At 69.0% G+C, this 21,483-nt stretch carries 20 protein-coding genes; 12 read left to right on the forward strand and 8 right to left on the reverse strand.

The features are described 5' to 3' along the window. The first annotated feature begins 93 nt into the window (after nt 1-93). From ACZ5IK_RS14940 to ACZ5IK_RS14950, 3 genes are all read left to right on the forward strand, one after another. Nucleotides 94-1,302: a sensor histidine kinase gene (locus ACZ5IK_RS14940; protein WP_465488174.1), complete on the forward strand. Its 1,209-nt coding sequence runs from the start codon at nt 94-96 to the stop codon at nt 1,300-1,302. Next, nucleotides 1,299-1,955, forward strand: coding sequence for a response regulator (locus ACZ5IK_RS14945; RefSeq protein WP_039923149.1), 657 nt, complete (start codon nt 1,299-1,301; stop codon nt 1,953-1,955). Before ACZ5IK_RS14940 ends, ACZ5IK_RS14945 begins: the two co-directional genes overlap by 4 nt. An 81-nt stretch (nt 1,956-2,036) precedes the next feature. After that, nucleotides 2,037-2,450: a VOC family protein gene (locus ACZ5IK_RS14950; protein ID WP_465488175.1), complete on the forward strand. Its 414-nt coding sequence runs from the start codon at nt 2,037-2,039 to the stop codon at nt 2,448-2,450. A 19-nt stretch (nt 2,451-2,469) separates the two neighbouring features. On the opposite strand, the gene ACZ5IK_RS14955 is transcribed toward ACZ5IK_RS14950, so the two are convergent. After that, nucleotides 2,470-3,381 (reverse strand): SDR family NAD(P)-dependent oxidoreductase, encoded by a 912-nt coding sequence (locus tag ACZ5IK_RS14955; protein ID WP_465488176.1) that lies wholly within the window; start codon nt 3,379-3,381, stop codon nt 2,470-2,472. Continuing rightward, nucleotides 3,382-3,960 (reverse strand): TetR/AcrR family transcriptional regulator, encoded by a 579-nt coding sequence (locus ACZ5IK_RS14960; protein ID WP_465488177.1) that lies wholly within the window; start codon nt 3,958-3,960, stop codon nt 3,382-3,384. A gap of 190 nt (nt 3,961-4,150) precedes the next feature. Here ACZ5IK_RS14960 and ACZ5IK_RS14965 point away from each other — a divergent pair, with 190 nt between their 5' ends. The 6 genes from ACZ5IK_RS14965 to trmB all read left to right on the forward strand — a co-directional run bounded on the left by ACZ5IK_RS14965 (nt 4,151) and on the right by trmB (nt 9,140). Next, entirely contained in the window at nt 4,151-5,089 is a 939-nt protein-coding gene (locus ACZ5IK_RS14965) for an ABC transporter ATP-binding protein (protein WP_465488178.1), read from the forward strand. 39 nt (nt 5,090-5,128) lie between these two features. After that, nucleotides 5,129-5,860 carry an ABC transporter permease gene (locus ACZ5IK_RS14970; protein ID WP_465488179.1) on the forward strand — a complete coding sequence of 244 codons (732 nt, stop codon included), beginning with the start codon at nt 5,129-5,131 and terminating at the stop codon, nt 5,858-5,860. A 172-nt stretch (nt 5,861-6,032) separates the two neighbouring features. Further along, nucleotides 6,033-6,953, forward strand: a complete 921-nt coding sequence (locus tag ACZ5IK_RS14975; protein WP_465488180.1) for an ATP-binding cassette domain-containing protein — start codon at nt 6,033-6,035, stop codon at nt 6,951-6,953. Beyond that, entirely contained in the window at nt 6,950-7,702 is a 753-nt protein-coding gene (locus tag ACZ5IK_RS14980; protein WP_465488181.1) for a hypothetical protein, read from the forward strand. The genes ACZ5IK_RS14975 and ACZ5IK_RS14980 overlap by 4 nt, the downstream gene beginning before the upstream one ends. 159 nt (nt 7,703-7,861) lie before the next feature. Continuing rightward, a complete protein-coding gene (locus ACZ5IK_RS14985) occupies nt 7,862-8,413 on the forward strand; it encodes a hypothetical protein (protein ID WP_101611489.1) in 552 nt (183 codons plus the stop codon). 43 nt (nt 8,414-8,456) lie between these two features. Further along, on the forward strand, nt 8,457-9,140 hold the full coding sequence (trmB, locus tag ACZ5IK_RS14990) for a tRNA (guanosine(46)-N7)-methyltransferase TrmB (RefSeq protein ID WP_465488327.1): 684 nt from the start codon (nt 8,457-8,459) through the stop codon (nt 9,138-9,140). A gap of 217 nt (nt 9,141-9,357) precedes the next feature. Here the strand turns inward: trmB and ACZ5IK_RS14995 are convergent, their stop codons facing one another. Beyond that, the gene (locus ACZ5IK_RS14995) at nt 9,358-11,616 is read right to left on the reverse strand and encodes an FtsX-like permease family protein (protein WP_465488182.1); all 2,259 of its coding nucleotides are present in this window, start codon (nt 11,614-11,616) and stop codon (nt 9,358-9,360) included. Continuing rightward, nucleotides 11,616-12,350, reverse strand: coding sequence for an ABC transporter ATP-binding protein (locus ACZ5IK_RS15000; RefSeq protein ID WP_465488183.1), 735 nt, complete (start codon nt 12,348-12,350; stop codon nt 11,616-11,618). Before ACZ5IK_RS15000 ends, ACZ5IK_RS14995 begins: the two co-directional genes overlap by 1 nt. Nucleotides 12,351-12,580: 230 nt before the next feature. Between ACZ5IK_RS15000 and ACZ5IK_RS15005 the strand changes: the two genes are divergently transcribed. From ACZ5IK_RS15005 to ACZ5IK_RS15015, 3 genes are read left to right on the forward strand one after another with little or no spacing between them, the layout of a single operon-like run. Beyond that, nucleotides 12,581-14,362, forward strand: a complete 1,782-nt coding sequence (locus tag ACZ5IK_RS15005; RefSeq protein ID WP_465488184.1) for a sensor histidine kinase — start codon at nt 12,581-12,583, stop codon at nt 14,360-14,362. Continuing rightward, nucleotides 14,359-15,009: a response regulator gene (locus tag ACZ5IK_RS15010; protein WP_465488185.1), complete on the forward strand. Its 651-nt coding sequence runs from the start codon at nt 14,359-14,361 to the stop codon at nt 15,007-15,009. Before ACZ5IK_RS15005 ends, ACZ5IK_RS15010 begins: the two co-directional genes overlap by 4 nt. 15 nt (nt 15,010-15,024) lie before the next feature. Then, nucleotides 15,025-16,332: an amidohydrolase family protein gene (locus ACZ5IK_RS15015; protein WP_465488186.1), complete on the forward strand. Its 1,308-nt coding sequence runs from the start codon at nt 15,025-15,027 to the stop codon at nt 16,330-16,332. Nucleotides 16,333-16,638: 306 nt separating this feature from the next. Here ACZ5IK_RS15015 and ACZ5IK_RS15020 read toward each other — a convergent pair whose 3' ends face one another. Genes ACZ5IK_RS15020 through ACZ5IK_RS15035 form a run of 4 tightly spaced genes read right to left on the reverse strand, consistent with a single transcriptional unit; the run spans nt 16,639 to nt 21,408 of the window. Then, nucleotides 16,639-17,325: an SDR family oxidoreductase gene (locus ACZ5IK_RS15020; protein WP_465488187.1), complete on the reverse strand. Its 687-nt coding sequence runs from the start codon at nt 17,323-17,325 to the stop codon at nt 16,639-16,641. A gap of 14 nt (nt 17,326-17,339) precedes the next feature. Further along, nucleotides 17,340-19,064, reverse strand: coding sequence for an arabinofuranosyltransferase AftB family protein (locus ACZ5IK_RS15025; protein ID WP_465488188.1), 1,725 nt, complete (start codon nt 19,062-19,064; stop codon nt 17,340-17,342). Between the two features lie 53 nt (nt 19,065-19,117). After that, entirely contained in the window at nt 19,118-19,735 is a 618-nt protein-coding gene (locus tag ACZ5IK_RS15030; RefSeq protein WP_465488189.1) for a class I SAM-dependent DNA methyltransferase, read from the reverse strand. A gap of 32 nt (nt 19,736-19,767) precedes the next feature. Further along, nucleotides 19,768-21,408: a DUF7850 domain-containing protein gene (locus ACZ5IK_RS15035; protein WP_465488190.1), complete on the reverse strand. Its 1,641-nt coding sequence runs from the start codon at nt 21,406-21,408 to the stop codon at nt 19,768-19,770. Nucleotides 21,409-21,483 lie beyond the last annotated feature (75 nt).

Below are 21,483 nucleotides of genomic sequence, written 5' to 3' on the forward strand. Positions count from 1 at the left end.
ATCCTCGGGTCGCACCGAAGGTGGTACCGGCGACCGACGCGCGAGCGGCCATGGCCGACATAGTGTTACCAGGTGCGACGGTTAAGCCTCTGGATGCGTGCTCACCCCATGGCCGGGGACAGTTTCATCGCCGTCGTCCTGTTGCTGACCGACCTGCTGTTCTTCGTGGCGGCGGTCGAGACGCCGGAAGTGCCGATGCCGCCCTGGTACGTGGTGCTTCCGCTGGACATCGCGATGGTCCTGCCGCTGGTCTTCCGGCGGAAGGCGACGTTGTGGTCGGCGTACCTGGTGCTGGCGATCAGCATCCCGCACGGTGCGCTGGAGCTGGGCGTGGCCAGCGCGTTCGGGGTGATGATCAGCGTCTACTCGGTGCTGGTCTACGTCGGCCGCAAGCAGGGGCTGCTGTTCCTGCTGGCGACGATCGTGACCTCGGTGATCCAGCTGTGGGTCGATCCCCCGGAGGACATCTGGGTGCTGGCGATCATCGGCGTCTTCGCCACCGCACTGTGCTGGACGCTCGGCGAATTCGCGGGCGCGAGGCGCGCCTATCACGAGGAGGTGGAAGCCAGGTTGCATCTACTTGAGACGGAACGGGACCAGGCGACCAGGATCGCCGTCGGTGAAGAACGCGGACGGATCGCCCGTGAGCTGCACGACGTCGTCGCGCACGCGGTGAGCGTCATGGTCGTGCAGGCCGACGGCGCGTCCTACGCGGTCGACGGGAATCCCGAGATGGCGAAACGGGCCCTGCAGACGATTTCGGAGACCGGCCGCGGCGCGCTCGCCGAACTGCGGCGGCTGCTGGACGTGCTCCGCAGCGACGGTGACGACGAGCCGCGCGTGCCGCAGCCGGACGCCAGCGCGCTGACCGACCTCGCGGACCGCATCCGCCAGGCGGGGGTGCCGGTGACGCTGGCGATCGGCAGCGACGCGCTGGCCGGGCTGCCCGCCGGGGTCTCGCTCGGCGTGTACCGGATCGTCCAGGAGTCGCTGACGAACACGCTGAAACACGCCGGCCAGGGCGCGCAGGCGGAGGTGCTGGTGCGCCGGGAGTCGGACGTGATCGACGTCCGGGTCACCGACGACGGCGCCGGCCGCGCGAAACAGCTGGTGCCCGCCGCCACCAAGGCGGCGTCACATGCCGCACCGGGAGGACCGCGGAGACTCTCGGTCCCCGGTGGGAACGGATTGATCGGAATGAGGGAACGGGCGAACGTCTTCGGCGGCACGCTGGAGGTCGGACCCGCTCCTGGTGGAGGGTGGCAAGTGCACGCGAGGCTCCCGGTTAGGTTGGCGACGTGATCCGAGTGGTGGTCGTCGACGACCAGGAATTGATGCGCGTCGGGTTCCGGATGGTCCTGGGCGCGCAGGCGGACATCGATGTCGTCGGTGAGGCGGGTGACGGGGCGCAGGCCATCCGCATGGCGGAGGAACTGCGGCCGGACGTCGTGCTGATGGACGTCCGGATGCCGGTGCTGGACGGGGTCGAGGCGACGAAGCGGATCGTCGAGGCCGGGACGGCGCGGGTGCTCGTGATGACGACGTTCGACCTGGACGAGTACGTCTATTCGGCGCTGCAGGGCGGGGCGAGCGGGTTCCTGTTGAAGGACACGCAGCCGGATCACCTGGTCTCGGCGCTGCGGGCGGTCGCTTCGGGCGACGCCGTGGTCTCGCCGTCGGTGACGCGGCGGCTGCTCGACCGGTTCGTCGGCGGCGGCGGGAAGCCGATGCGGGACGCGGCCGAGCTCGACGTCCTCACCGAACGGGAACGGGAGGTGCTCGTGCTGATCGCGAAGGGCCTCTCGAACCTGGAGATCGCCGAGACGCTGTTCCTGTCCGAGGCGACGGTGAAGACGCACGTCGGGCGGATCCTGTCCAAACTGGATCTGCGCGACCGGGTGCAGGCCGTGGTGCTCGCCTACGAGACCGGTCTGGCGCGTCCCGGGGTCACCTGAGAATCCCGCGGAAAAGTGGTCATTCGGTGAGCACTTTGCGGTGGATCCTTGTCTCCAGAGCCACTACCGGAGGAGAAGGAAATGCTGCGAGGTCTCACCACCACCACGTTCTACGCCGACGACATGACCGCCGCGATCGAGTGGTACTCGGACCTCTTCGGGATCGAGCCGTACTTCGTCCGCAACGGGCCCGACGACAAGCCGGCGTACGTCGAGTTCCGGATCGGCGACTACCAGCACGAGTTCGGCCTGGTCCGCGGCGATTACCGGCCGCCGCTGGCCCAGCCCGGTCCCGGCGGGGCGATCGCGAACTGGGCCGTCGACAACGTCGAGGAAGCCTTCGCGACGCTGCTCGAGAAGGGCGCGAAGGAGTACGAGCCGATCATCGAGCGCGGGCCCGGCTTCGTGACCGGGGCGGTCATCGACCCCTTCGGCAACGTCCTCGGCGTCATGTTCAACCAGCACTACCTGGACGTGCTGGCCGGGAAGAAGTAGCTCCCCGGCCAGCCCGATCTCAGCGGTACAGGGTGTGGTCGGCCGTCTCCGGATCCTTGCCCGTGTCCCTGACTTCGGCCATCCACTTGCCGAAGTCGGGGCGCGAGCCGTCGACGTCGGTCAGGCCGTACTCGTTCATCAGCGTCCACGACGCCAGCGTCTTGCCCGCGAACCGCGAGACCTCCGGGTCGGTCGCCAGTTTCGCGACACCGCGCCCGAGCAGCGTCGGGGTCTCCGAAATGGCGAAGTCGACCGGGGCCGCCTTGCCCACCGCGTCCCGCCAGGTCTCCTCGGTGATCCCGAAGTGGTCGAGCATCGACTCCGACCGCAGGAAGCCCGGCGTGACGGTCATGCCGACGCAGCCGTACTTCTTCAGTTCGGCGCCCAGCGCCCTGCCGATCGCGCGGATGCCGGACTTCGCGAGGAAGTACGGGATCCCCGCGCCGACGTACTCGTCGTGATCACCGTCGGTGACCTCGATGACGAGACCGCCCTCCCGGTTCACGACCAGCGGGAGAAGCCGGTGCAACGCGATCAAATGCGTGTCGATCGCGTTGTGCACCAGCGTGAGCGCGTCGTCGAGACTGGAATCCCAGTACGCCCGCTCGAAGTCCGCGAACGGGTCGCCACCCCAGACGTCGTCGACCAGGACGTCGATCCGGCCGTCCACTTCGGACTCGATCCGCCGCTTCAAAGCGTCCACATCGGACACCTCGGTGAAGTCGGTCCGGACCGGGATGCCCCGGCCTCCCGCCGCGTCGACGAGTTCCGCGGTGTCCTCGATCGTCTCCGACCGCTTCATCGGTGACTGGTGCTCCCGCGTCGTGCGGCCGGTGACGAACACCGTCCAGCCGAGCCTGCCCAGCTCCACCGCGATCGCCCGGCCGCATCCCCGCGTCGCCCCCGCGACCACGGCTACCTTCTGTTCCATTCAGGACACCCCTTTCCACGCGGTCAGCACCGCGTCCACGTCTTGCCCCACGCGGTCGACGAACCGGCCCTTCGGCCGGATCGACCAGTCCAGCGAAGCCCCGTTCGCCACCCCGAGCAGCACCCTCGCCGCACGGACGACACCCGGCGCACCCGGCAGGTCACGCGCCGCGACGCGCGTCAGCCGTCGTATTTCCGCTTCCACGGCGGTGAAATGTTCACCCAGCAGGGCACGGAGTTCCGGATCCCCGATGTCCACTCCCAGCTGCCCGAGGTGGTTCGCCGCGGTCTCCGCCGAACCCACGCCCTCGTAGATCACGACGACCGCGGCCCGCAGGCCTTCCACGGGATCGGCCAGCTCGCCGCATTCCCGCATCCGCCCTACGACGGACTCCGTGTTCGCCCGGCTCAACGCCTGCAAAAGACCGTTTTTCGAACCGAATCGCTGGGCGACCGTGCCGACCGCGACCCCGGCCTCCGCCGCCACCTGGGCCAGCGTGAAACCCGGGCCGACCATGCCGATCACGGTCTCCGCCGCCTTCAGCAGTCGTTCGTCGGTGATGGTGCGCGGCCTCGCCATAGAATTATTGAACCACGGTTCATTAACCCCGGCAATTCAGGGTCACACTCAGGGGTGTCACCGATCGCGTACGCCGTCTGGAGACGGCAAGCTACTTCTCAGGTCGGGTACCAGGTTGGCACCTCAGGATGACGCGCTCGGCCACCCACATGGACGACGATTGCTTTCGCAGTCGCCGAGGGGAGCAGACATGATCGAGGCAGTGGGCCTCACCAAGCGGTACGGCAAGACACTGGCGGTGAACAACCTGTCCTTCTCCGTCGCGGGAGGGAAGGTCACCGGATTCCTCGGCCCGAACGGGGCGGGCAAGTCGACGACCATGCGGATGATCCTCGGCCTCGACAACCCGACCTCGGGCGAGGTGCGCATCGGGGGCAAGCTCTATCGCGAGCTGAAGGACCCGCTGCGGACGGTCGGCGCACTGCTGGACGCCAAGTGGGTGCACCCCAACCGGTCGGCGCGGGCGCATCTGCAGTGGATGGCGAAGTCCAACAAGATCCCGGCGGCCAGGGTCGAAGAGGTGCTCGAAATCGTCGGGCTCACCAGCGTCGCCGGAAAGCGAGCCGGCGGTTTCTCCCTCGGCATGTCGCAGAGACTGGGGATCGCGGCGGCCCTGCTGGGCGACCCGGAGGTCCTCCTCTTCGACGAGCCGGTCAACGGCCTCGACCCCGAGGGCATCCTCTGGATCCGTAAGTTCATGCACCGGCTGGCCGACGAAGGCCGCACGGTATTCGTTTCCTCGCACCTGCTTTCGGAGATGGCGCTCACCGCGAGCCACCTGATCGTGATCGGCAAGGGGCAGCTGATTTCGCAGTCCTCCACCGAAGACTTCGTGTCGCGGGCCGCCGAGAACACGGTCAAGGTCCGGTCGCCGCAACTGCCCGCGCTGCGCGCCGCGCTGGCACAGGCGAGCGCCCAGGTCACCGACGCCGACAAATCGCTCGTCGTGTCCGGTATGGACAGTGACAAGATCGGCGAGATCGCCGCGGCCAACCAGATCGTGCTGCACGAGCTCAGCCCGCAGACCGGCTCCCTGGAGCAGGCCTTCATGCAGATCACCGGCGATTCGGTCGAGTACCACACCGGTCTCGAAACCGAAGCCGCCGAAGTGGTCGCCGCCGCCCAGTAGCCGAAAACTGCCACCCACTCTTTCGAGGAAAGAAAAGCCATGACTCTGCTCGCCGTGGAACGCATCAAGCTGTTCACCACACGCTCACCCTGGTGGTGTGCGCTGGCCGCCCTCGCCGTCGTGGTCGGTTTCGGCGCCATCGTCGCCGCGGCCGCGCCCGCCGGTGAACTCACCGACGTGAGCCTGACCCAGTTCGGCTATAGCTTCGGTATGGCCGTGGTCATGGTGCTCGCCGCGCTCGCGGTGACCACCGAATACCGCTTCGGCACCATCCGGACCACCTTCCAGGCCGTGCCGAACCGCACCTCGGCCCTGCTGGCCAAGACCGGCGTCGTCGCGATCCTTTCGCTCGTGATCGGCGAGGTCGCCGCGTTCGGCGCCTGGGGCCTCGCCTCGGTCATGCGGCCGGAAGATCTCGCGCTGAACACCGCCGCGGAGTGGACCAGTGTCGCCGGGGTCGGCGTGGTGTTCGCACTCGCCTCGGTGATCGCGATCGCCGTCGGCATCCTGATCCGGCACAGCGCCGGGGCCATTTCACTCGTGCTGATCTACGCCCTCGCGGTGGAGAACCTGATCCGGCTCATCCCGAAGATCGGCAAGGACATCTACGAGTGGATGCCGTTCCGTGTCGCCGACAGGTTCCTCACCGGTTCGGGCCCCACCAGGGCGGAAGCACCGTTGAGCCAGGCCGGATCGCTGGCCTACTTCGCAGGCTTCGCGCTGGTGCTGCTGGTCATCTCGCTGGTCGTCGCGAACAAGCGCGACGCGTAAGGACTTCCACAGGGGAGAAGCCGGTCGCACGGCTCGGGGGAGCGGACGACCGGACGGGGAGAAAAAGGGGAACAAGGACCGGGCCGCCTTATCGGGGGGCAGCCCGGTCCTTTCCCGTCGGGCCTCGCGGCGGCACGTTGGGTAATGTCGGAATCCACCGGAGGGAGGGCCGATGATCAAGGCCACCACACTCACGAAACGCTACGGCGACAAGATCGCCGTGAACGACCTTTCCTTCACCGCCGAAGCGGGACGGGTGACCGGCTTCCTCGGCCCCAACGGGGCGGGCAAGTCCACCACGATGCGGATGATGCTCGGGCTCGACAACCCCACGGCGGGCTCGGTCACCATCGACGGCAAGGCCTACCGCGAACTGCGTGATCCACTTCGGACGGTCGGCGGCATGCTCGACGCCACCTGGCGCCACCCCGGCCGGACGGCCCGCGAGCACCTCCGGTGGATCGCCGCGACCAACGGCCTGCCCGACAAGCGCGTCGACGAGGTGCTCAACCTGGTCGGACTGGGGTCGGTCGCGGGCAAACGGGCCGGGCAGTTCTCGCTCGGGATGTCGCAACGGCTCGGGATCGCGACGTCGCTGCTGGGCGACCCGCGCGTCCTGCTGTTCGACGAACCGGTCAACGGGCTCGACCCCGAGGGCATCGTGTGGATCCGGCAGCTGATGCACGCACTCGCCGCCGAGGGCCGCACCGTGTTCGTGTCCAGCCACCTGCTGCCGGAGATGGCGCAGACCGCGCAGGACCTCGTCGTGATCGGCCGGGGGAAGCTGATCTACCAGGGCACGATGGAAGACTTCGTCGGCCGCGCGAAGGGCCTCGGGGTGCGGGTCCGCAGCCCGCAGCTGCCCGAGCTGAGGGAGGCGCTGACCGGCAAGGGCGCCGAATTCCGCGAAGAGGACGGCGCGCTCATCGTGTCCGAAATGGACAGCGACCACATCGGCGAGCTCGCGTTCGCCGCGGGCGCGACCCTCCACGAACTGAAGCCGCTCGCCGGCTCGCTCGAACAGGCGTACATGCAACTCACCGCCGAAGCCGTCGAATACGGCACCGGCGGAGTCCCGGAGGGCGTCCGATGACCGCGGCGAACATACTCCGCGCGGAGCGGATCAAGCTGCTGAGCACGCGCGCGCCCTGGTGGTGCGCGGGCATCGCGATCGTGGTCGCGCTCGCCTACACCGCGTTGTTCTTCGGTTTCGTTCCGTTGGAGGGACAGACCGGCGTCGACTCGACCCAGATCGCCGGCGCGCTCGCCCGCACCGTGGTGCTGATCCTCGCCATTCTCGCGGCGGCGACGGAGTTCAACTGGGGCACGCTGAAGCTCACCTTCCAGGCGGTGCCCTCCCGCGTGCCCGCCCTGTTGGCGAAGGGCGCCGTCGTCGGCGTGTTCTCGGGACTGATCGGGCTGCTGGTGGGTTTCGGCTCGTGGGCGATCGCGTATCTGATCAAACCTGCCTCCGACCTGGGGTTGAACTCCGGTTCCGACTGGCGCGCGGTGGCGGGCCAGGGGCTGACCTTCGCGCTGACCGGGCTGCTCGGCGTCGGACTCGGCCTGCTGTTCCGCAGCCCCGCGTTCGCCCTCGGGTTCGCGTTGGTCTGGACGCAGTTGATCGAAGGCCTCGTCCTGCTGATTCCGCGTGTGGGCAACGACATCTACCAGTGGATGCCGTTCTTCGCGGCGAATCAGTTTTCCGGATCGGATCTGTCGGTTTCCATGATGAAACTCGAACCCCCGATGGGTCCCTGGGGCTATTTGGCTTATTTCGCTGCTATCTGCGTGATTGTCTATACGGCCGGGCTGATGATCACCCATCGAAGGGACGCGTGAGCTTTTACCGCCTCCAAAGGAGTTAAGTCCACGTTAAGAGCCTGTGGCTTCTCTCACAGGATGCGGACATACTGTTCCTGACCGGGCGATGCTCGGGATGAGCCGATTTTCGGCTCTCGGCCCCGGAGGTGATCCTTGACGGTGGATTCCGGTCAGGGAGTGGAACGCACGATCCCGCAAGCCCGCACGGAAAGTATGCAGCCCCGGCTCGAGCCCATGCTCGACCTCGAATGGTCACAGGCGATCGAACTGCCCCGCACGGTGGCGTCCGCGACCCGGCCATCCGATATTCGCCGCGCCTGGGTACACCGCGCACCCGAAGATCTCGTTGTCGCGCTGTACCGCGCGTCCAGTGGAATGCACGGGGAAATCCCCGCGCCATGGTGGCTTCGCGCCGTCGTGGAAGGCAGGCTCGAATCGCGGGAACTCGGTTTCCGCATCGAAGACCGCATCGCGGGCCTGCTCGGCAGGCGGCCCGGTTGGGAATTCGTCCCGTGGGCCGCGGACGGAGAATCCGGCTACTGGGAGTTCATGCCTTCCGAACGCGGTGCATCCGGTCATTCGATCCCGACCACGGTGCTGAACACCAGCCGTCACGACGGCTGGATCGACGTTCTCCCCGCCCATTCCAGCACGACGCCGCCGCCGATCCCGGTCGCCGGATTCGCGGGCCTGCGCTCACGGCTGGGGGAGTTCGAAGCGGTTCGCTGAGCCCACGTTTAATGGGCGGGTGGAAAACGAGGACCAGCCACGGATGCGCAGCGTGGTCAGCTATGTCAAACGCGGCGGCCGGATGACCGTCGGGCAGCAACGAGCCTGGGACGAACTCTGGCCGTCACTCGGCCGCACCGTCGGCGAGCTGCCCGAAGGCACGGTGGATTTCGGCGACTGGTTCGGCAGGCAGGCCCCGGTCATGGTGGAGATCGGCTCGGGCATGGGCGAGACCACGTCCCAGCTCGCGGCCGCCGCGCCGGAACTCAACTACGTCGCGGTCGAGGTGTACGACCCCGGACTGGGCCAGCTGATGCTGCGCGCGGAGAAGCTCGGGGTGAAGAACCTGCGGCTGATGCACGGTGACGCCGTCGTGCTGCTGACGTCGCACGTCGAACCGGGCTCGCTGGCCGGGGTCCGGCTGTTCTTCCCGGACCCGTGGCCGAAGAAGCGGCACCACAAACGGCGGATCGTGCAGCCCGGGTTCGTCTCGCTGGTGGCCTCGCGGCTCGCGCCGGGCGGGACCTTCCACATGGCGACCGACTGGGAGAACTACGCGGAGCAGATGATGGAGGTCTGCTCGGCCGAGCCGCTCCTGCGGAACCGCCACGCCGACGAGCCCGGTGGCTGGGCTCCGCGCCCGGAGTGGCGTCCGGTCACGAAGTTCGAGAACCGCGCCGACGTCGAAGGCCGGATCTCGCACGACCTGATCTTCGAACGGGTCTAGAACGCCTGAAAGGGCCGGTCAGGGACGTCCCCACGTCCTTGACCGGCCCTTTCTCGACACCCCCGTGCCCTTGGAATGCCCCCTGCGCATCCCCGGTGCCCGTTCATCCATCCCCCGACAGAGGGATGACCGGGCACCCGGCTCGTGGGTGGTTACCTCCGACTCCACCCACGAGACCTGCCCGCCCCGGCGCCATGACGCCATTCGGGCGAACCTTTTACTCCTCGGCGAGCGGCTCCGACTGCACCCGCTTGAGCGCCGGGGTCGAGACGGATGCCCCGAGCAACGCCACCCCGATTCCCAGCACCACGGGCGCCAGCAGCCACGGGCTCAGCACGACAGGGTCCTTCTCGACCATGCTGTAGAGCCCCACGCCGACTCCGATCCCGACCGCACCCGCGCCGATGGTGGCCACCATCGCGGGCAGGGCCGCCTCCATCCGCAGCGCCCTCGCCAGCACCCGGACCGGTGTCCCGGCCGCGATGAGCGCTCCGAAGGTGCGGCGGCGGTCCATCACCGAACCGGCGGTCGCGACGGCCGCGCTGCAGCCGGCGAGCACCCCGGCGGCGATCAGGCCGATCACGGTGACCCGGCGCAGGTCGCCGAGCTCCTGCTGCTGGCCGATCAGGTGCAGGCCACGGCTGACGACCTCCTGGCCCGGTGCCGCCCCGACCAGCGCGGTCCGCACGACCTCGCCGTTCGCCGGGGTCGTCGGCACGACCACATCGAAACGCTCCAGCTGGACACCCGCGGGGACCAGGGCCGGGTCGATCACGATCGTGCTCGACGTGTCCTCGTCACCTTCCGGGTAGAGGCGCATCGGAGCCTGCGGATTCAGCCGCGGGCCGGCCTTGTCGTAGTCCGCCGTCACGCTGTACGACGCCGGGTCGAGCTTTTGACTGCTGTAGATCGCGGGTTCCGGACCGCAGGCGCCGCCGATGTTCACCCGCAGCAGCTTCGTGGCGTCCTCGCAGGTCATGACGAAGGCCCTTTGCAGCGTCTGGCCGCGGGTGCCCGGCTCGCCGGTGGACAGGTAGACCTGGCCGACCGCGAGGGCCTTGTCGGTGATCCCGTTGCGGGCGAGGGAGGCGTTGGTCCCCTCGGCGATCTGCTGCGCGTGGGTCGCGTCGCTCTCGGCGTAGAGGACGTTGTCCTTGAAGGTCCGGCCTCCGCCCGCCATCGACTCGAACGAGGGCAGCAGCGTGAGCGCCATCGAGCCGGTGAACACCGCGAGCACGACACCCGCCGTGGCGCGGTAGGCGCTCTTCGGATCGTCACGGAGCCTGCGCCCGGCCAGCAGCGAGGCCGGTTTGCGCCAGACCCGGACGAACGTTCCGCCCACCGCGGAGGTGACCCACGGTCCGATGATCGCCGCCGACGCGACCAGCAGGAAGAGCCCGAGCATCACCATCCCCAGGTTGCCGTCGTCCTGGGTGACCGCGAACAGGAAGAAGGCACCGGTCACCGGGACCGCGAGCAGCCGCCACCAGTGCAGCGGCTTGCGAGCGTGTGCCGAGGCCGCGAACAGCGGCGTCTTCAGGACCCGGCGGATGCCGAGGACGCCTGCGAAGACGACCAGCAGCGGGATCACGACGGCGACCGCGATGGTCGAGCCGAGAGGAAGGCTGAAGTCCGACGCGAGCCAGGTTCCACCGCCCCAAGGGACGAACGTCGAGAGACCTTGGAGCGCAGGTGCCACGAGGATGCCCAGCAGCGCGCCGACGACCGCGGACAACGCGGTCTCGGCGGCGACGATCTTCATCACCTGCCCCGGGGTCGCCCCGGCCAGCCGCAGGGCCGCCATCCGCACCTCTCGCCGGGCGGCGGTGAGCCGGGCCGAAGACGCGACGAGCACCAGGCTCGGCACGAGCAGGACGATGACTCCGACCCAGGCGAGCAGTTCGAGCATCGGGTCGGGCTTCGCCTGCTTGTTGGGGAAGCCGTCCGCGGCGAGCGCCGACTGCGGCATCGACTCCGGGGTGTGGCCGACGACGGCGACCAGCTGCTCCGGATACATCAGCGAGTCCGGGCCGAGCGAGTCGACGAGCTTGCCGAACCGGTCCCCGAGCTGGGCCTGCGGCGTCGACTGGATCAGTTTCCCGAGTTCGGGCGAAACGATCGACTCGCCGGGGGCCGGCAGCTTCGGGATGCCCGGCGGAAGGCTGAGCATCGGCGCGGTGCCGGTCTGGGCGATGTCGACGCGGATGATCTCGCGGCCGCCCGAGTAGTCCTTGTTCGCCGCCATCAGCAGCGGGCCCGACGGCTTGGCCGTGTCGCCCGAACTCGAAGGCGCGTTGTAGCTGTAGATGTCCTGCCAGATCGCCCGCTGTGAGCGGGCCTGCGTGGCACCCGGGAGGGAGGCCAGCAGGAGCACCAGACTGGTCGCGACGGCGACCCCGACCGCGGTGAGGATGGCCGAAGTGCGGGTCCGGCGGTCGACCCGGAGCACCCGCATGGCCAGCTGGAAGCTGTTCATTACGCGGCCAACCTCGTCGCGATCAGGCCGTCGCGGATGGAGACGGTGCGCGGCATGGCTTCGGCGAGTTCGCGGTCGTGCGTCACGACGATCACCGCGGCGCCGCTGTCGGCGGCCGCCGAGAGCAGCGCGTCCATGGTGGCGCGGCCGGTGCGGGTGTCGAGCGCGCCGGTCGGCTCGTCGGCGAAGATCACCTTCGGCCGGTGCGTCAGCGCCCGTGCGATGGCGACGCGCTGCGCCTCACCGCCGGAAAGCTCGCCGGGGCGGCGCTTCTCCTTGCCCTCGAGGCCGAGCTTCGCCAGCCATTCGCGGCCCGCCTCGATGGATTCCTTGCGGCCCTTGCCGCTCAGCAGCGACGGCAGCGCGACGTTCTCCTCGGCGCTCAATTCGGCGACGAGCATGCCGGACTGGAACACGAAGCCGAACTCGGTGCGCCGCAGCTCGCTGCGCTTGCGCTCGTTGAGCTGGTCAACCCGCTGCCCGGCGAGGAAGATCTGCCCGGAGTCGGCGCGGAGGATCCCGGCGAGTACGTGCAGCAGGGAGGTCTTGCCTGAGCCGGAGGGCCCGACGATGGCGACCGCGTCACCCGCCTGGATGTCGATGTCGATCCCGGCCAGCGCGTGCTGCGTGCCGTACCGCTTCACCAGCCCACGGCCCGAAAGCACTGCGCCACTATCGCGCCTGCCGTGATCGTGCTGCCAGGGCGCTGCTTCGGAATTCACGTTACCTCCCATGCAAAGGCGCCCTGCCATCACGATCACGGGACCTGACGGTCAAAAGGGGCGCGACTTCAAAAGATCAAAAGACCTTGGTCACTTCAGCCGCGATCAGCTTCGCGAATCCGTCGTCTGTCCACTTCGGGCAGACGGCCAGTGCTGATCACCCCCGCATCGGCCGATCGGCCGACCCGGGTCAGGCCGGTCGGCCAAGGTGCGGACGGCGGCGGATCCTCTACCGTCACGGTGTGACAGCAGGTCCTTCCCAGAACAAGTTCTACGCACGCGTGAGTTCACTCGTGCGTCGTCTCGGCATGCCGACCGTCGTGCTGCTGGCCGCGTTCGCGTTCGACCTGCTCTTCATCACCGACGCCGCGGTCGACGACACGGGCCCTAGCGGCATCGACCTGCTGCTGTTCCCCGGCATCTTCGGGATGGTGCTCTGCGCGCTCTGGGCGCAGAAACGAGCCGCGGTGGCCGCCGTCGCGGCTTCGGTCGTGCTGGTGGCCTGCACGCTGTTCGTCCGGTATTTCAACGTCCCGACCTACTCGAGCGTGCTCACCCACCTGTCCATCACCGAGGTGGTGGCGGGCGTGGAGATCCTGTTCTACGCGGCTCGCCGGACGCGGCCCGGTGTGGCGTTCGCCGTGATCTCCGGGCTGGTGCTGGCCACCTTGACCGCGGTGTCCGGCCGGTACAGCTACAACTACAACAGCGGCTCGGGCGGCACCATGGCGCAGGCGATGCTGTTCGGCGGCATCCTGCTGGGCGGCACGCTGGTCTTCGCGATTCCCGGGCGCGACCGCATGGCCAATCCGAAAAGCCACGAGAAGCTGCAGAAACTCAACAAGCTGGTGATGGGCCAGTGGCCGCTCATCGGCATGCTGGGCATCGCGCTGATCCTGGAATTCAACTTCACCTACACCAGCGGGGCGCACGGCCTGCCCATCCTGGTCTGCTCGATCATCGCCGCGATCATCGCGGTCGCCGCGCCACGGCGACCGGCCGACGCGATAGTCGCGCTCGCCGCCCTCATGCTGCTTTCCACGCTGGTCACACCGTTCCTCCGGCTCGGCTACCACTACCCGCTGCCCGGCGGGGTGCCGGGGACACAGATCGTCGCGGGGATGGGAGTGGTCGTCACGCTGGTCCGCACGGTCGGGCTGGCCAAGGCCATGCCACGGCTCGCGGTGTTGACCACGGTCGTCGCGTTTTCCTCGATCCTGAACACCAAACGGCCGACTTCCAGGCTGATGACGGACCCGGACGACATCGCCGGGTACGGGGTCGCCGCGCTACTGCTGCTCGGCATCTCGGTGGCCATCGGCCTGGCGCTGCGTTCGCGGGACTCGGAGCGCACGCAGGTCATCCAGTCGGCGATCAGCGACGCGCAGACGTCGGAGCGGATGGCGCTGGCGCGCGAACTGCACGACGTCGTCGCGCACCACGTCACCGGGATCGTCGTACAGGCACAGGCGGCGAAGATGATGGGCGAGAAGAACCCGCAGGTCGCGGTCGAGGCGATGGGCCGGATCGAGGACGCCGGGGTGGAGGCGCTCGCGGCGATGCGACGTCTCGTCCGGAGTATGCGCGGGGACGCCCCGGCCGGGAGCAGCGAGTTCAGCGAACAGGCCACCACCGATCTCGCCGCCGACCTGCGGACGCTGATCGAACGGGCGAATCACGGCGTGAAGACGTCGATGAAGCTCGAACTGCCGCCGAACGTGCCGCACGAGGTCGGGCGGTCGGCGTTGCGGCTGGTGCAGGAGTCGCTGACGAACGTCGGCAAGCACGCGTCCGGTGCGAAGGAGACGCTGGTGATCGCCGAGGTGACCGGGAACGAACTGCACCTCCAGGTGACCGATGACGGACGCGAGCCGGAGCGCCGTCCGGCGGGCGGGTCGGGCGGCTACGGTCTGATCGGGATGCGCGAACGTGTCGCCCTGCTGCACGGCCGGCTCTCCGCCGGACGGGCGCCGGGCGGCGGATGGCGCGTCGAAGCGTGGCTACCACTTGAAGGAGAAGAGTGATCCGGGTATTGATCGCCGACGACCAGGACATGGTGCGGATCGGCTTCCGGATGATCCTGGACAGCCACGACGACATCGAGGTGGTCGCCGACGTGGCGGACGGTGTCTCGGCGGTGGCGAAGGCGCGTGAACTGCGCCCGGACGTCTGCCTGCTGGACATCCGCATGCCTGGGATCGACGGGCTCGAGGTCACCAAGCAGCTGGCCGGGCCGGACGTCGCCGATCCGCTGAAGGTGGTGGTGGTCACGACCTTCGACCTCGACGAGTACGTGCACACCGCGCTGCGGAACGGCGCGAGCGGGTTCTTGCTGAAGGACGCCGGGCCCGCGTTGCTGATCGAGGCGGTGCGCGCGGCCGCGCGCGGGGACGCGCTGGTGTCGCCGCAGATCACCGTCCGGCTGCTGAAGCATTTCGACGGCGGGACGGTGAAACGCGACGTCAGTCCGCCTTCGGAGCCACTGACCGCGCGGGAGCTGGATGTGGTCAAGGCGGCCGCGAAGGGGCTGACGAACACCGAGATCGGGGCCGAGCTGTTCCTGTCGCTTTCGACGGTGAAGACGCATCTGGCGTCAGTGCAGGGCAAGGTGGGTGCGCGGAACCGGGTGGAGATCGCTGCCTGGGCGTGGAGGAGCGGTGTAGTGGACTGAAAGTAGGCTCTGGTCATGCAACGCCGTTTCCACGCACCTGTCGTTCTGCCCGCCGACCCCGCCTGCTCGTTGCTGCGTGACGCCGTGGTCGACGTGGACGAGGCGGGGCGGATCACCCATGTCGGCCCGGTATCCGGGGCTCCCGAAACGTCCGCTCCCGTGACCCGGTTGAGCGGTCTCCTCCTGCCCGGTCTGGTCAACGCGCACGCGCACAGCCCGATGACGCTGCTGCGCGGGATGGGCGGCGACCTGCCGCTGCTGCGGTGGCTGACCGAAATCATCTGGCCCGCCGAGGCGAAGCTGAAGCCGGCCGACATCCGCACCGGCATGATGCTGGGCTCGGTCGAGATGCTGCGGCACGGTGTCACGACCAGCGCGGAGATGTACTTCGAAGGCGAGCAGCTCGCCGACGCGGTGCTCACCACCGGTGGCCGGCTGGTGCTGGGCCCGCCGATCATGGAGCTGCCGGGGATGGACTGGCGCGCGATGCTGAAGGGCATCGAACGCTGGATCGACACCGACGGCCTGCGGTTCGGCCCCGGCGAGCGGATCGAGGTCGGCTACGGGCCGCACTCGGCGTACATGCTGAACGAAGAAGCGCTGCGCGCGACCGCGGAATCGGCGGCGGAACGCGGTGCGCTGGTGCAGATCCACGTGGCCGAGGCGGCGCTCGAGGACGTCAAGCAGCGTGAAGAGCACGGCTCGGTGCCCGCGCTGCTGGAGAAGATCGGGATGCTGCGGGGCCGGACGCTGGCCGCGCACGCCATCCACCTGTCGGACGAGGACATCGCGCTGTTCGCCGCGCGCGGGGTCGGGATGGCGCACTGCCCCGGTTCGAACGCGAAGCTCGCTTCGGGCATCGCGCGGGTCACGGAGCTTCGGAAGGCCGGTGTCGCCGTCGGGCTGGGCACGGACGGCCCGGCGTCGAACGACGACATCGACCTGTGGGAGGAGCTGCAGCTCTCGGCGATGTTCGCGCGGCTCGCGACCGGTGAATCGACCGTGCTGACCGCGGCCGACGCTTTCCTGCTCGGCACCCGCGGCAGCGCGGACGCGCTGGGCCGGAACGACATCGGCGCGCTGGAAAGCGGCCGGTGGGCGGACATGGTGCACGTCGACCTCGACGACCCTGCCTTCGCGGCGGGCCTCGACGTCCCGGACGAGCAACTGCTCTCGAACCTGGTGTGGGCCGCGGGCTCGCGCCGCGTGCGCGACGTGTGGGTGGCGGGCGAGCAGGTCGTCGGCGACGGCGAATCCCTGCGGGTGGACCGCGCCAAGGTGCAAGCCGAAGTAGCCGAAGTCTCAGCACGCCTGCGCTCTTAACTCACCTACGCAGCCCCCCACCCGTCCCAGGGGGCGGCCCCGAGGCCAGTCTATCGGGACCCTGGAGGCGGGACCGGGGGAAAGTGCCTGGTGAGGCTGGGTTGTCCACAACGGTGAGGCGGTGTGGACAACTGGCGTCGCGAGGGTGCTTTCAGGGAGGTCGCGGGTGTCTTGAAGGCCACCTTTGGGACGTTGAGCGTCTCAAAGGTGGCCTTCAGGACGTGCGTGAGCCAATGCCGGATTTGGGACGCTCAGCGACTCAAATGCGACATTGGGAACAGCGGGCCGCGGAAAGCAGTGCAGCGGCTAGACCAGGCCCCGGGGCCGGAGGATCACGTCGGTCGGGTGGGCGTCGCCGGTGGCGGAGACCGCGGCGAGGACGGCGGCCCCGACGGATTCGGGGCGCAGGAAGCGTTCCGGCTCGTACGAGCGTCCTTCGTCGGCGATGATCGCCTGCTGCATCTCGGTGTCCGTGCGGCCGGGGTAGATCGACGTCACCCGCAGCGCGGTTTCTTCGTCCCGCAGCGCGTCGGCGAAGGCACGGACGGCGAACTTGCTCGCCGCGTACGGGCCCCAGCCCGGACGCGCGTTCTGCCCGGCGCCCGAGTTGATCACGACGACGTGCCCCTTCGAGGCACGCAGCGCGGGCAGGAGCTGCCTGGTCAGCGTGACGACCGCGAGCACGTTGACCTCGAAGTTCGCCCGCCAGTCGGCGTCGGTGGCCGTCTCGACCGTGCCGAGGCGCGCGACGCCCGCCGAGTGCACCAGCACGTCCAGTTCGCCGAACTCGGCGGCCGCCGTCTCCACTGCCTCGGCGTCGGTCAGGTCGACCGGCCACGGCCTCGCGTCGGGCAGCGTGCCCGCCAGTTCCCCGAGCGCGTCGGCGTCGCGGCCGCCGAGCAGCAGCCGGTGGGTGGGGGCGAGCGCGCGGGCGACGGCGGCGCCGATTCCGCGGGTGGCACCGGTGACGAGGGCGAGGGGAAGATCAGCCATGCCCGTCACGCTAGTCACCCGCAGGCGACCGGCGGCGACGCCACCCGGGGGAACCGCACGGAGCCGCGCGTGAACGAGCCGATGAGGTTGTCCGCGAACCGGCCCGCCGTCAGCGGATCCCGCACCGACACGTCGATCGCCACGAGCTCCGGGCAGCTGAGCGCCACCCGCGCGGCGGCGACGTCCTTGGCGCGGACCGGGCCGCCCTCGGCGATCGGGAGCCGCGCCGAATTCGCCAGTTCCCACACCGGGGGCAGCCATTTCCGGTGCCCGGTCCGGCCGTCGGGGAGCGACGTCGAGTGCGCGGCGAACGGGTTGGCGAGGCCGTAGCCGTCGCGCAGCCGCGTGTCGAGCGGGATCAGCTGACCGAGGGCGCCGATGCTGTCCGCGGCGACCGTCACGTACGGCCGGTCCGTCGGATACGCGTACCAGCGCCTGGTCGCGTAGTCCTGGATCAGTACCGCCGGGCCTTCCACGCCGCGGACGGCGCTCAGTACCGACGGCATCGACGGGTGGTCGGCGTAGTCCTCGGCCAGGATCGGATGTTCGTGCCCGGTCGCCCGCGACCAGTACGACCGCTCGTCGGTGACGCCGACGGCACGCGGCTCGGCCGAGTACGGCGGGCGAAGCGACCCGGCGGCCACGAACGCCCAGATCCCGACGGCCAGTAGAAACGCGGTGGTCACCCTGGTCATCGGCAGCGCCAGCACCGGCAGCAGCAGGCAGAACAGCGCCGGAAGCAGCATGCGCCCGTGCATGAAATCGCCGCCGACCCTGATCACGTACAGCGAAAGCAGCACCGCGCCGACGAGCGGCACCGCCGTCAGCACCGCGAAGGTTCTGTCCATAGTGGACTTCATGGTGAGGAACGCGGCGGCGAGCAGGAGGACCGGGAGTAAAAGCCAGTACGGCTGGAAGAGATCGGCGAGGTACGCCCAACCTCGACCCCAGTTCGCCTCCGACGCCTCCTTGACCAACGCGGTGTTCGGCGTCAGCAAGCCGTAGTAGCCCATCCGGAACACCTGATACGCCAACGGAAGCGCGCCCGCCACGGCCAACAGGACCAGCGCGGGGCGAAGTCCCGGCCGCAGAAGCACGACGAGCGCCACCAAGGCGACACCGCTGAAGATCGCGAGATCCGGCCGGACCAAGGGCCCCAGCCCGGCGACGAGCGCGACCGGCCAGGTGCGTAGTTCATCCATTGTGGACAGACGGCGGACGAGCAGCCACCAGGTGCCGCCCAGCCACAGGGTGATCAGGCCGGTTTCCAGCCCGGACGTCGCGAAGTCGCGGAACGGCGGCAGCGCGCAGACCACCAGCGCCCCGGCGGGCGCGAGTCCGTGGAACGCCAGCGGCTGGTAGAGCCGCCGGGCGCCGTCCAGGCCGAAGAACAGCCCGGCGACCGAGAAGACCAGCCCGGTGACCACGGAGATCCACTCCAGCGGAACTCCCGGGATCAGGCCGAGCACACTCAGGATCGCCGTCCACAAAGGACTGGTGTTGGTCTCGACCCGCTCGTCGATGTTGAACACCGGCCCGTTGCCCGCGAGGATCTGACGGACCGTCCGCAGCACGATCAGCCCGTCGTCGCTCATCCAGCGGCGACGCCAGGCGAGGTCGGCGTAGACCATCAGCACCAGGCCGAAGCCGAACCAGGTCCAGGTCGACGGGCGCCGGAACCAGGTACGCGAAGGCCAGTCGGGCGTGTTCTCGCCCGTGGTCGTGCTCGTCTGCGTCATGGCCCCGCCCGGCTCGGTTTCGTGCGCAGGAGATCAGGTCCGCGGGCCGCGAGTCAAACCGCCCGGGCGGACAAGCAGGACTGTGGCAGCTTCCTCCCTTCCATGGTCAGCCGCGCGGTGACCTCGAAACCGGCCTGGCCCAGCAGCTCGGCGACCCTGCCCGGCTCCAGCAGGTACGCGTCGTAGGTGACCGGGTGGCCGTACGCCGTTTCCGGGCTCAGCCGCTCGTCGCCGACGTGGAATCCGACCAGCAGGCGACCACCGGTCACGAGCGTGCGGCGGAACTCCGCGAACACCGCCGGGAGCACCTCGGGCGGCAGATGGAAGATCGACCACCAGGCGACGAGGCCGCCCAGTTCGCCGTCCGGGATGTCGAGAGCGGTCATCGAGCCCACGGAGAACCGCAGGTCAGGGTACTTACGGCGGGCGATTTCGATCATTTTCGGCGACAAGTCGACACCGGTGACGTCGAGGCCGAGTGACGTCAGGTGAGCGGTGACGTGGCCAGGGCCGCAGCCGACGTCGGCGACCGGGCGGCGCACCTGCTCGGCGAACGCGGCGAGCATGGCGCGGCCGATCGGCTCCTGGTCGAAAAGCTGTCCGACCCGCACCGCGTAGTCCTCGGCGACGGTGTCGTAGGACTCGCGGGTGGCATCGAGGTGAGTGGTCACGGTGGGCGACGTTAGCGGCACCCACCGACAGTTCAGGGCTCGATCAGCCCGGCATCCCTGGTCAGGTCCTCCGGCGCCCCCAGCTTGGTCACCGGGGTGCACCCGGTCGCGGGATCCGCCGCCGAGTCGGTGCCGTTGAGCTGCGCCGCGCCGGACCGGGTCAGCTGCCGGGCCCCGGCGTCGAAACAGACCTGGTACGAGCCCGGAAGCAAGCGTTCGAAGACGTACCGCCCGTCCGGCCCGGTCACGGTCGAGCCGACCTCCTTCGCGGAAGCGTCCTTCAGCGTCACCTTCACGTCCGGGACGCCGAGTTCGTCGCGGGTCTGCAGGCCGTCCTTGTCCTTGTCCAGCCAGACGAAGTCGCCCAGTTTGCTCATCGGCGCGGTGAGTCCGGCGGCGAGCGTCAGGTCCAGGCGTTTGCGGGGGCCGACCGTGGTGGTCGCGGTGCAGCCGTTCGCCGGATCGGCGTCCGAATCCTTCGCGTCGTCGCCCGCGTCCTTCGCCGTGTACGTGTAGCCCGCGAACTCGGGCGGAAGCGCGCTGATGTCGAAGCAGACCTGGTAAATGCCGTCCTTCAGCTTGGTGAAGCGGTACTTGCCGGCGGCGTCCGTGGTGAGCGTGCCGAGCGCGGTGCCCGACGCGTCCTTCAACGTCACCTTCACGCCCGGGACACCCGGCTCCGCGGGATCCTGCAGGCCGTTCCGGTCGACGTCGTTCCAGACGAACTCGCCGATCTCGTCGATCGCGGGCGGCGGGGTGACCTTGATGGTCGTGGTCGCGGTCTTCTTCGGCAGCTTGCCGCTGGAGACGGTCACGGTGTTGACGCGGCCGTTGTCCGCTTCGGTGACGTTCTTGTGGTCGCAGGTGACGGTCGCGGACTTGCCGCCGTCGAGGCTCGCGATCGGGGCGGGCTTCACGTCGCAGGACGGGTCGTCGACCTTGATGTCGGTGAGCGTCGTGGTGCCGTCGTTGGTCACCGTGAACCGGTAGTTCGCGGTGGTGCCCGCTTCGAGGGTGGCCGTGGCGCCCCAGGCGCCACTCGCCGGATCACGCACCTCCGCCTTCGCCGCGAACGAGGCGACCTGCAGGTGCACGCAGTCCCACATGACCCAGTTGTGGTCGGTGGCGGCGAAGAACTTCACCGAGCTGGCCGACGGCGGGGCGGTCGACGGCGGGAAGTCCTGCCTCGCCAGTTTGCCGTCGGTCTCGACGGCGTGCGTGACCTTGAGTTTGTTCTCCAGGACGACCTTGTTCGACGCGTTGTAGAACCGCAGTCCCGTTTCCCGGACGGCGTCCGCGCGGCGGAGGTTGTCGTCGTTCGTGCCGGTCCAGTCGGTCAGCGTGTAGACGGCGCCGGGCACGAACTTCATCGCCGCGTAGGCGGTGCTGACCATCTTGTCCGGCGTCGAGATCAGGGCGTACTTGCCGCCGTCCTGCTGGTAGCCGCCCATCGTCGACAGCCGGGGCTGTTTGCTCTTCGGTGTCCCTGTCGGCACCGGGGCGGCCGGGTTGAACGTGTACCCGGCGGGCGGGCTGCCCTGCTCCACGCTCGGGTTCGGCGCGGCGCCGCCGGTGCAGCCGGACGGGACGGCCGGAGCCTGCGCCAGCGCGGGAAAAGCGCCCGCACTCAGCAGGAGTGTCCCGGTCGTCATCAACACCAGTGCCCTTTTCACAGGGCTGAAGCTAGTTACCCGGTCCCGGTTCCGTAATCGCTGAACCGTGTCGACGATCGCCCCGATCAGGCAGAA

The sequence above is a fragment of the Amycolatopsis sp. NPDC031561 genome, from assembly GCF_055580625.1.

What these genes read in the sequence shown, in the direction of transcription:
- ACZ5IK_RS14940 (WP_465488174.1), top strand. Translation starts at nt 94, where the DNA reads ATGCGTGCTCACCCCATGGCCGGGGACAGTTTCATCGCCGTCGTCCTG.
- ACZ5IK_RS14950 (WP_465488175.1), top strand. Translation starts at nt 2,037, where the DNA reads ATGCTGCGAGGTCTCACCACCACCACGTTCTACGCCGACGACATGACC.
- ACZ5IK_RS14955 (WP_465488176.1), bottom strand. Translation starts at nt 3,381, where the DNA reads ATGGAACAGAAGGTAGCCGTGGTCGCGGGGGCGACGCGGGGATGCGGC.
- ACZ5IK_RS14960 (WP_465488177.1), bottom strand. Translation starts at nt 3,960, where the DNA reads ATGGCGAGGCCGCGCACCATCACCGACGAACGACTGCTGAAGGCGGCG.
- ACZ5IK_RS14965 (WP_465488178.1), top strand. Translation starts at nt 4,151, where the DNA reads ATGATCGAGGCAGTGGGCCTCACCAAGCGGTACGGCAAGACACTGGCG.
- ACZ5IK_RS14970 (WP_465488179.1), top strand. Translation starts at nt 5,129, where the DNA reads ATGACTCTGCTCGCCGTGGAACGCATCAAGCTGTTCACCACACGCTCA.
- ACZ5IK_RS14975 (WP_465488180.1), top strand. Translation starts at nt 6,033, where the DNA reads ATGATCAAGGCCACCACACTCACGAAACGCTACGGCGACAAGATCGCC.
- ACZ5IK_RS14980 (WP_465488181.1), top strand. Translation starts at nt 6,950, where the DNA reads ATGACCGCGGCGAACATACTCCGCGCGGAGCGGATCAAGCTGCTGAGC.
- trmB (WP_465488327.1), top strand. Translation starts at nt 8,457, where the DNA reads ATGCGCAGCGTGGTCAGCTATGTCAAACGCGGCGGCCGGATGACCGTC.
- ACZ5IK_RS14995 (WP_465488182.1), bottom strand. Translation starts at nt 11,616, where the DNA reads ATGAACAGCTTCCAGCTGGCCATGCGGGTGCTCCGGGTCGACCGCCGG.
- ACZ5IK_RS15000 (WP_465488183.1), bottom strand. Translation starts at nt 12,350, where the DNA reads ATGGGAGGTAACGTGAATTCCGAAGCAGCGCCCTGGCAGCACGATCAC.
- ACZ5IK_RS15015 (WP_465488186.1), top strand. Translation starts at nt 15,025, where the DNA reads ATGCAACGCCGTTTCCACGCACCTGTCGTTCTGCCCGCCGACCCCGCC.
- ACZ5IK_RS15020 (WP_465488187.1), bottom strand. Translation starts at nt 17,325, where the DNA reads ATGGCTGATCTTCCCCTCGCCCTCGTCACCGGTGCCACCCGCGGAATC.
- ACZ5IK_RS15025 (WP_465488188.1), bottom strand. Translation starts at nt 19,064, where the DNA reads ATGACGCAGACGAGCACGACCACGGGCGAGAACACGCCCGACTGGCCT.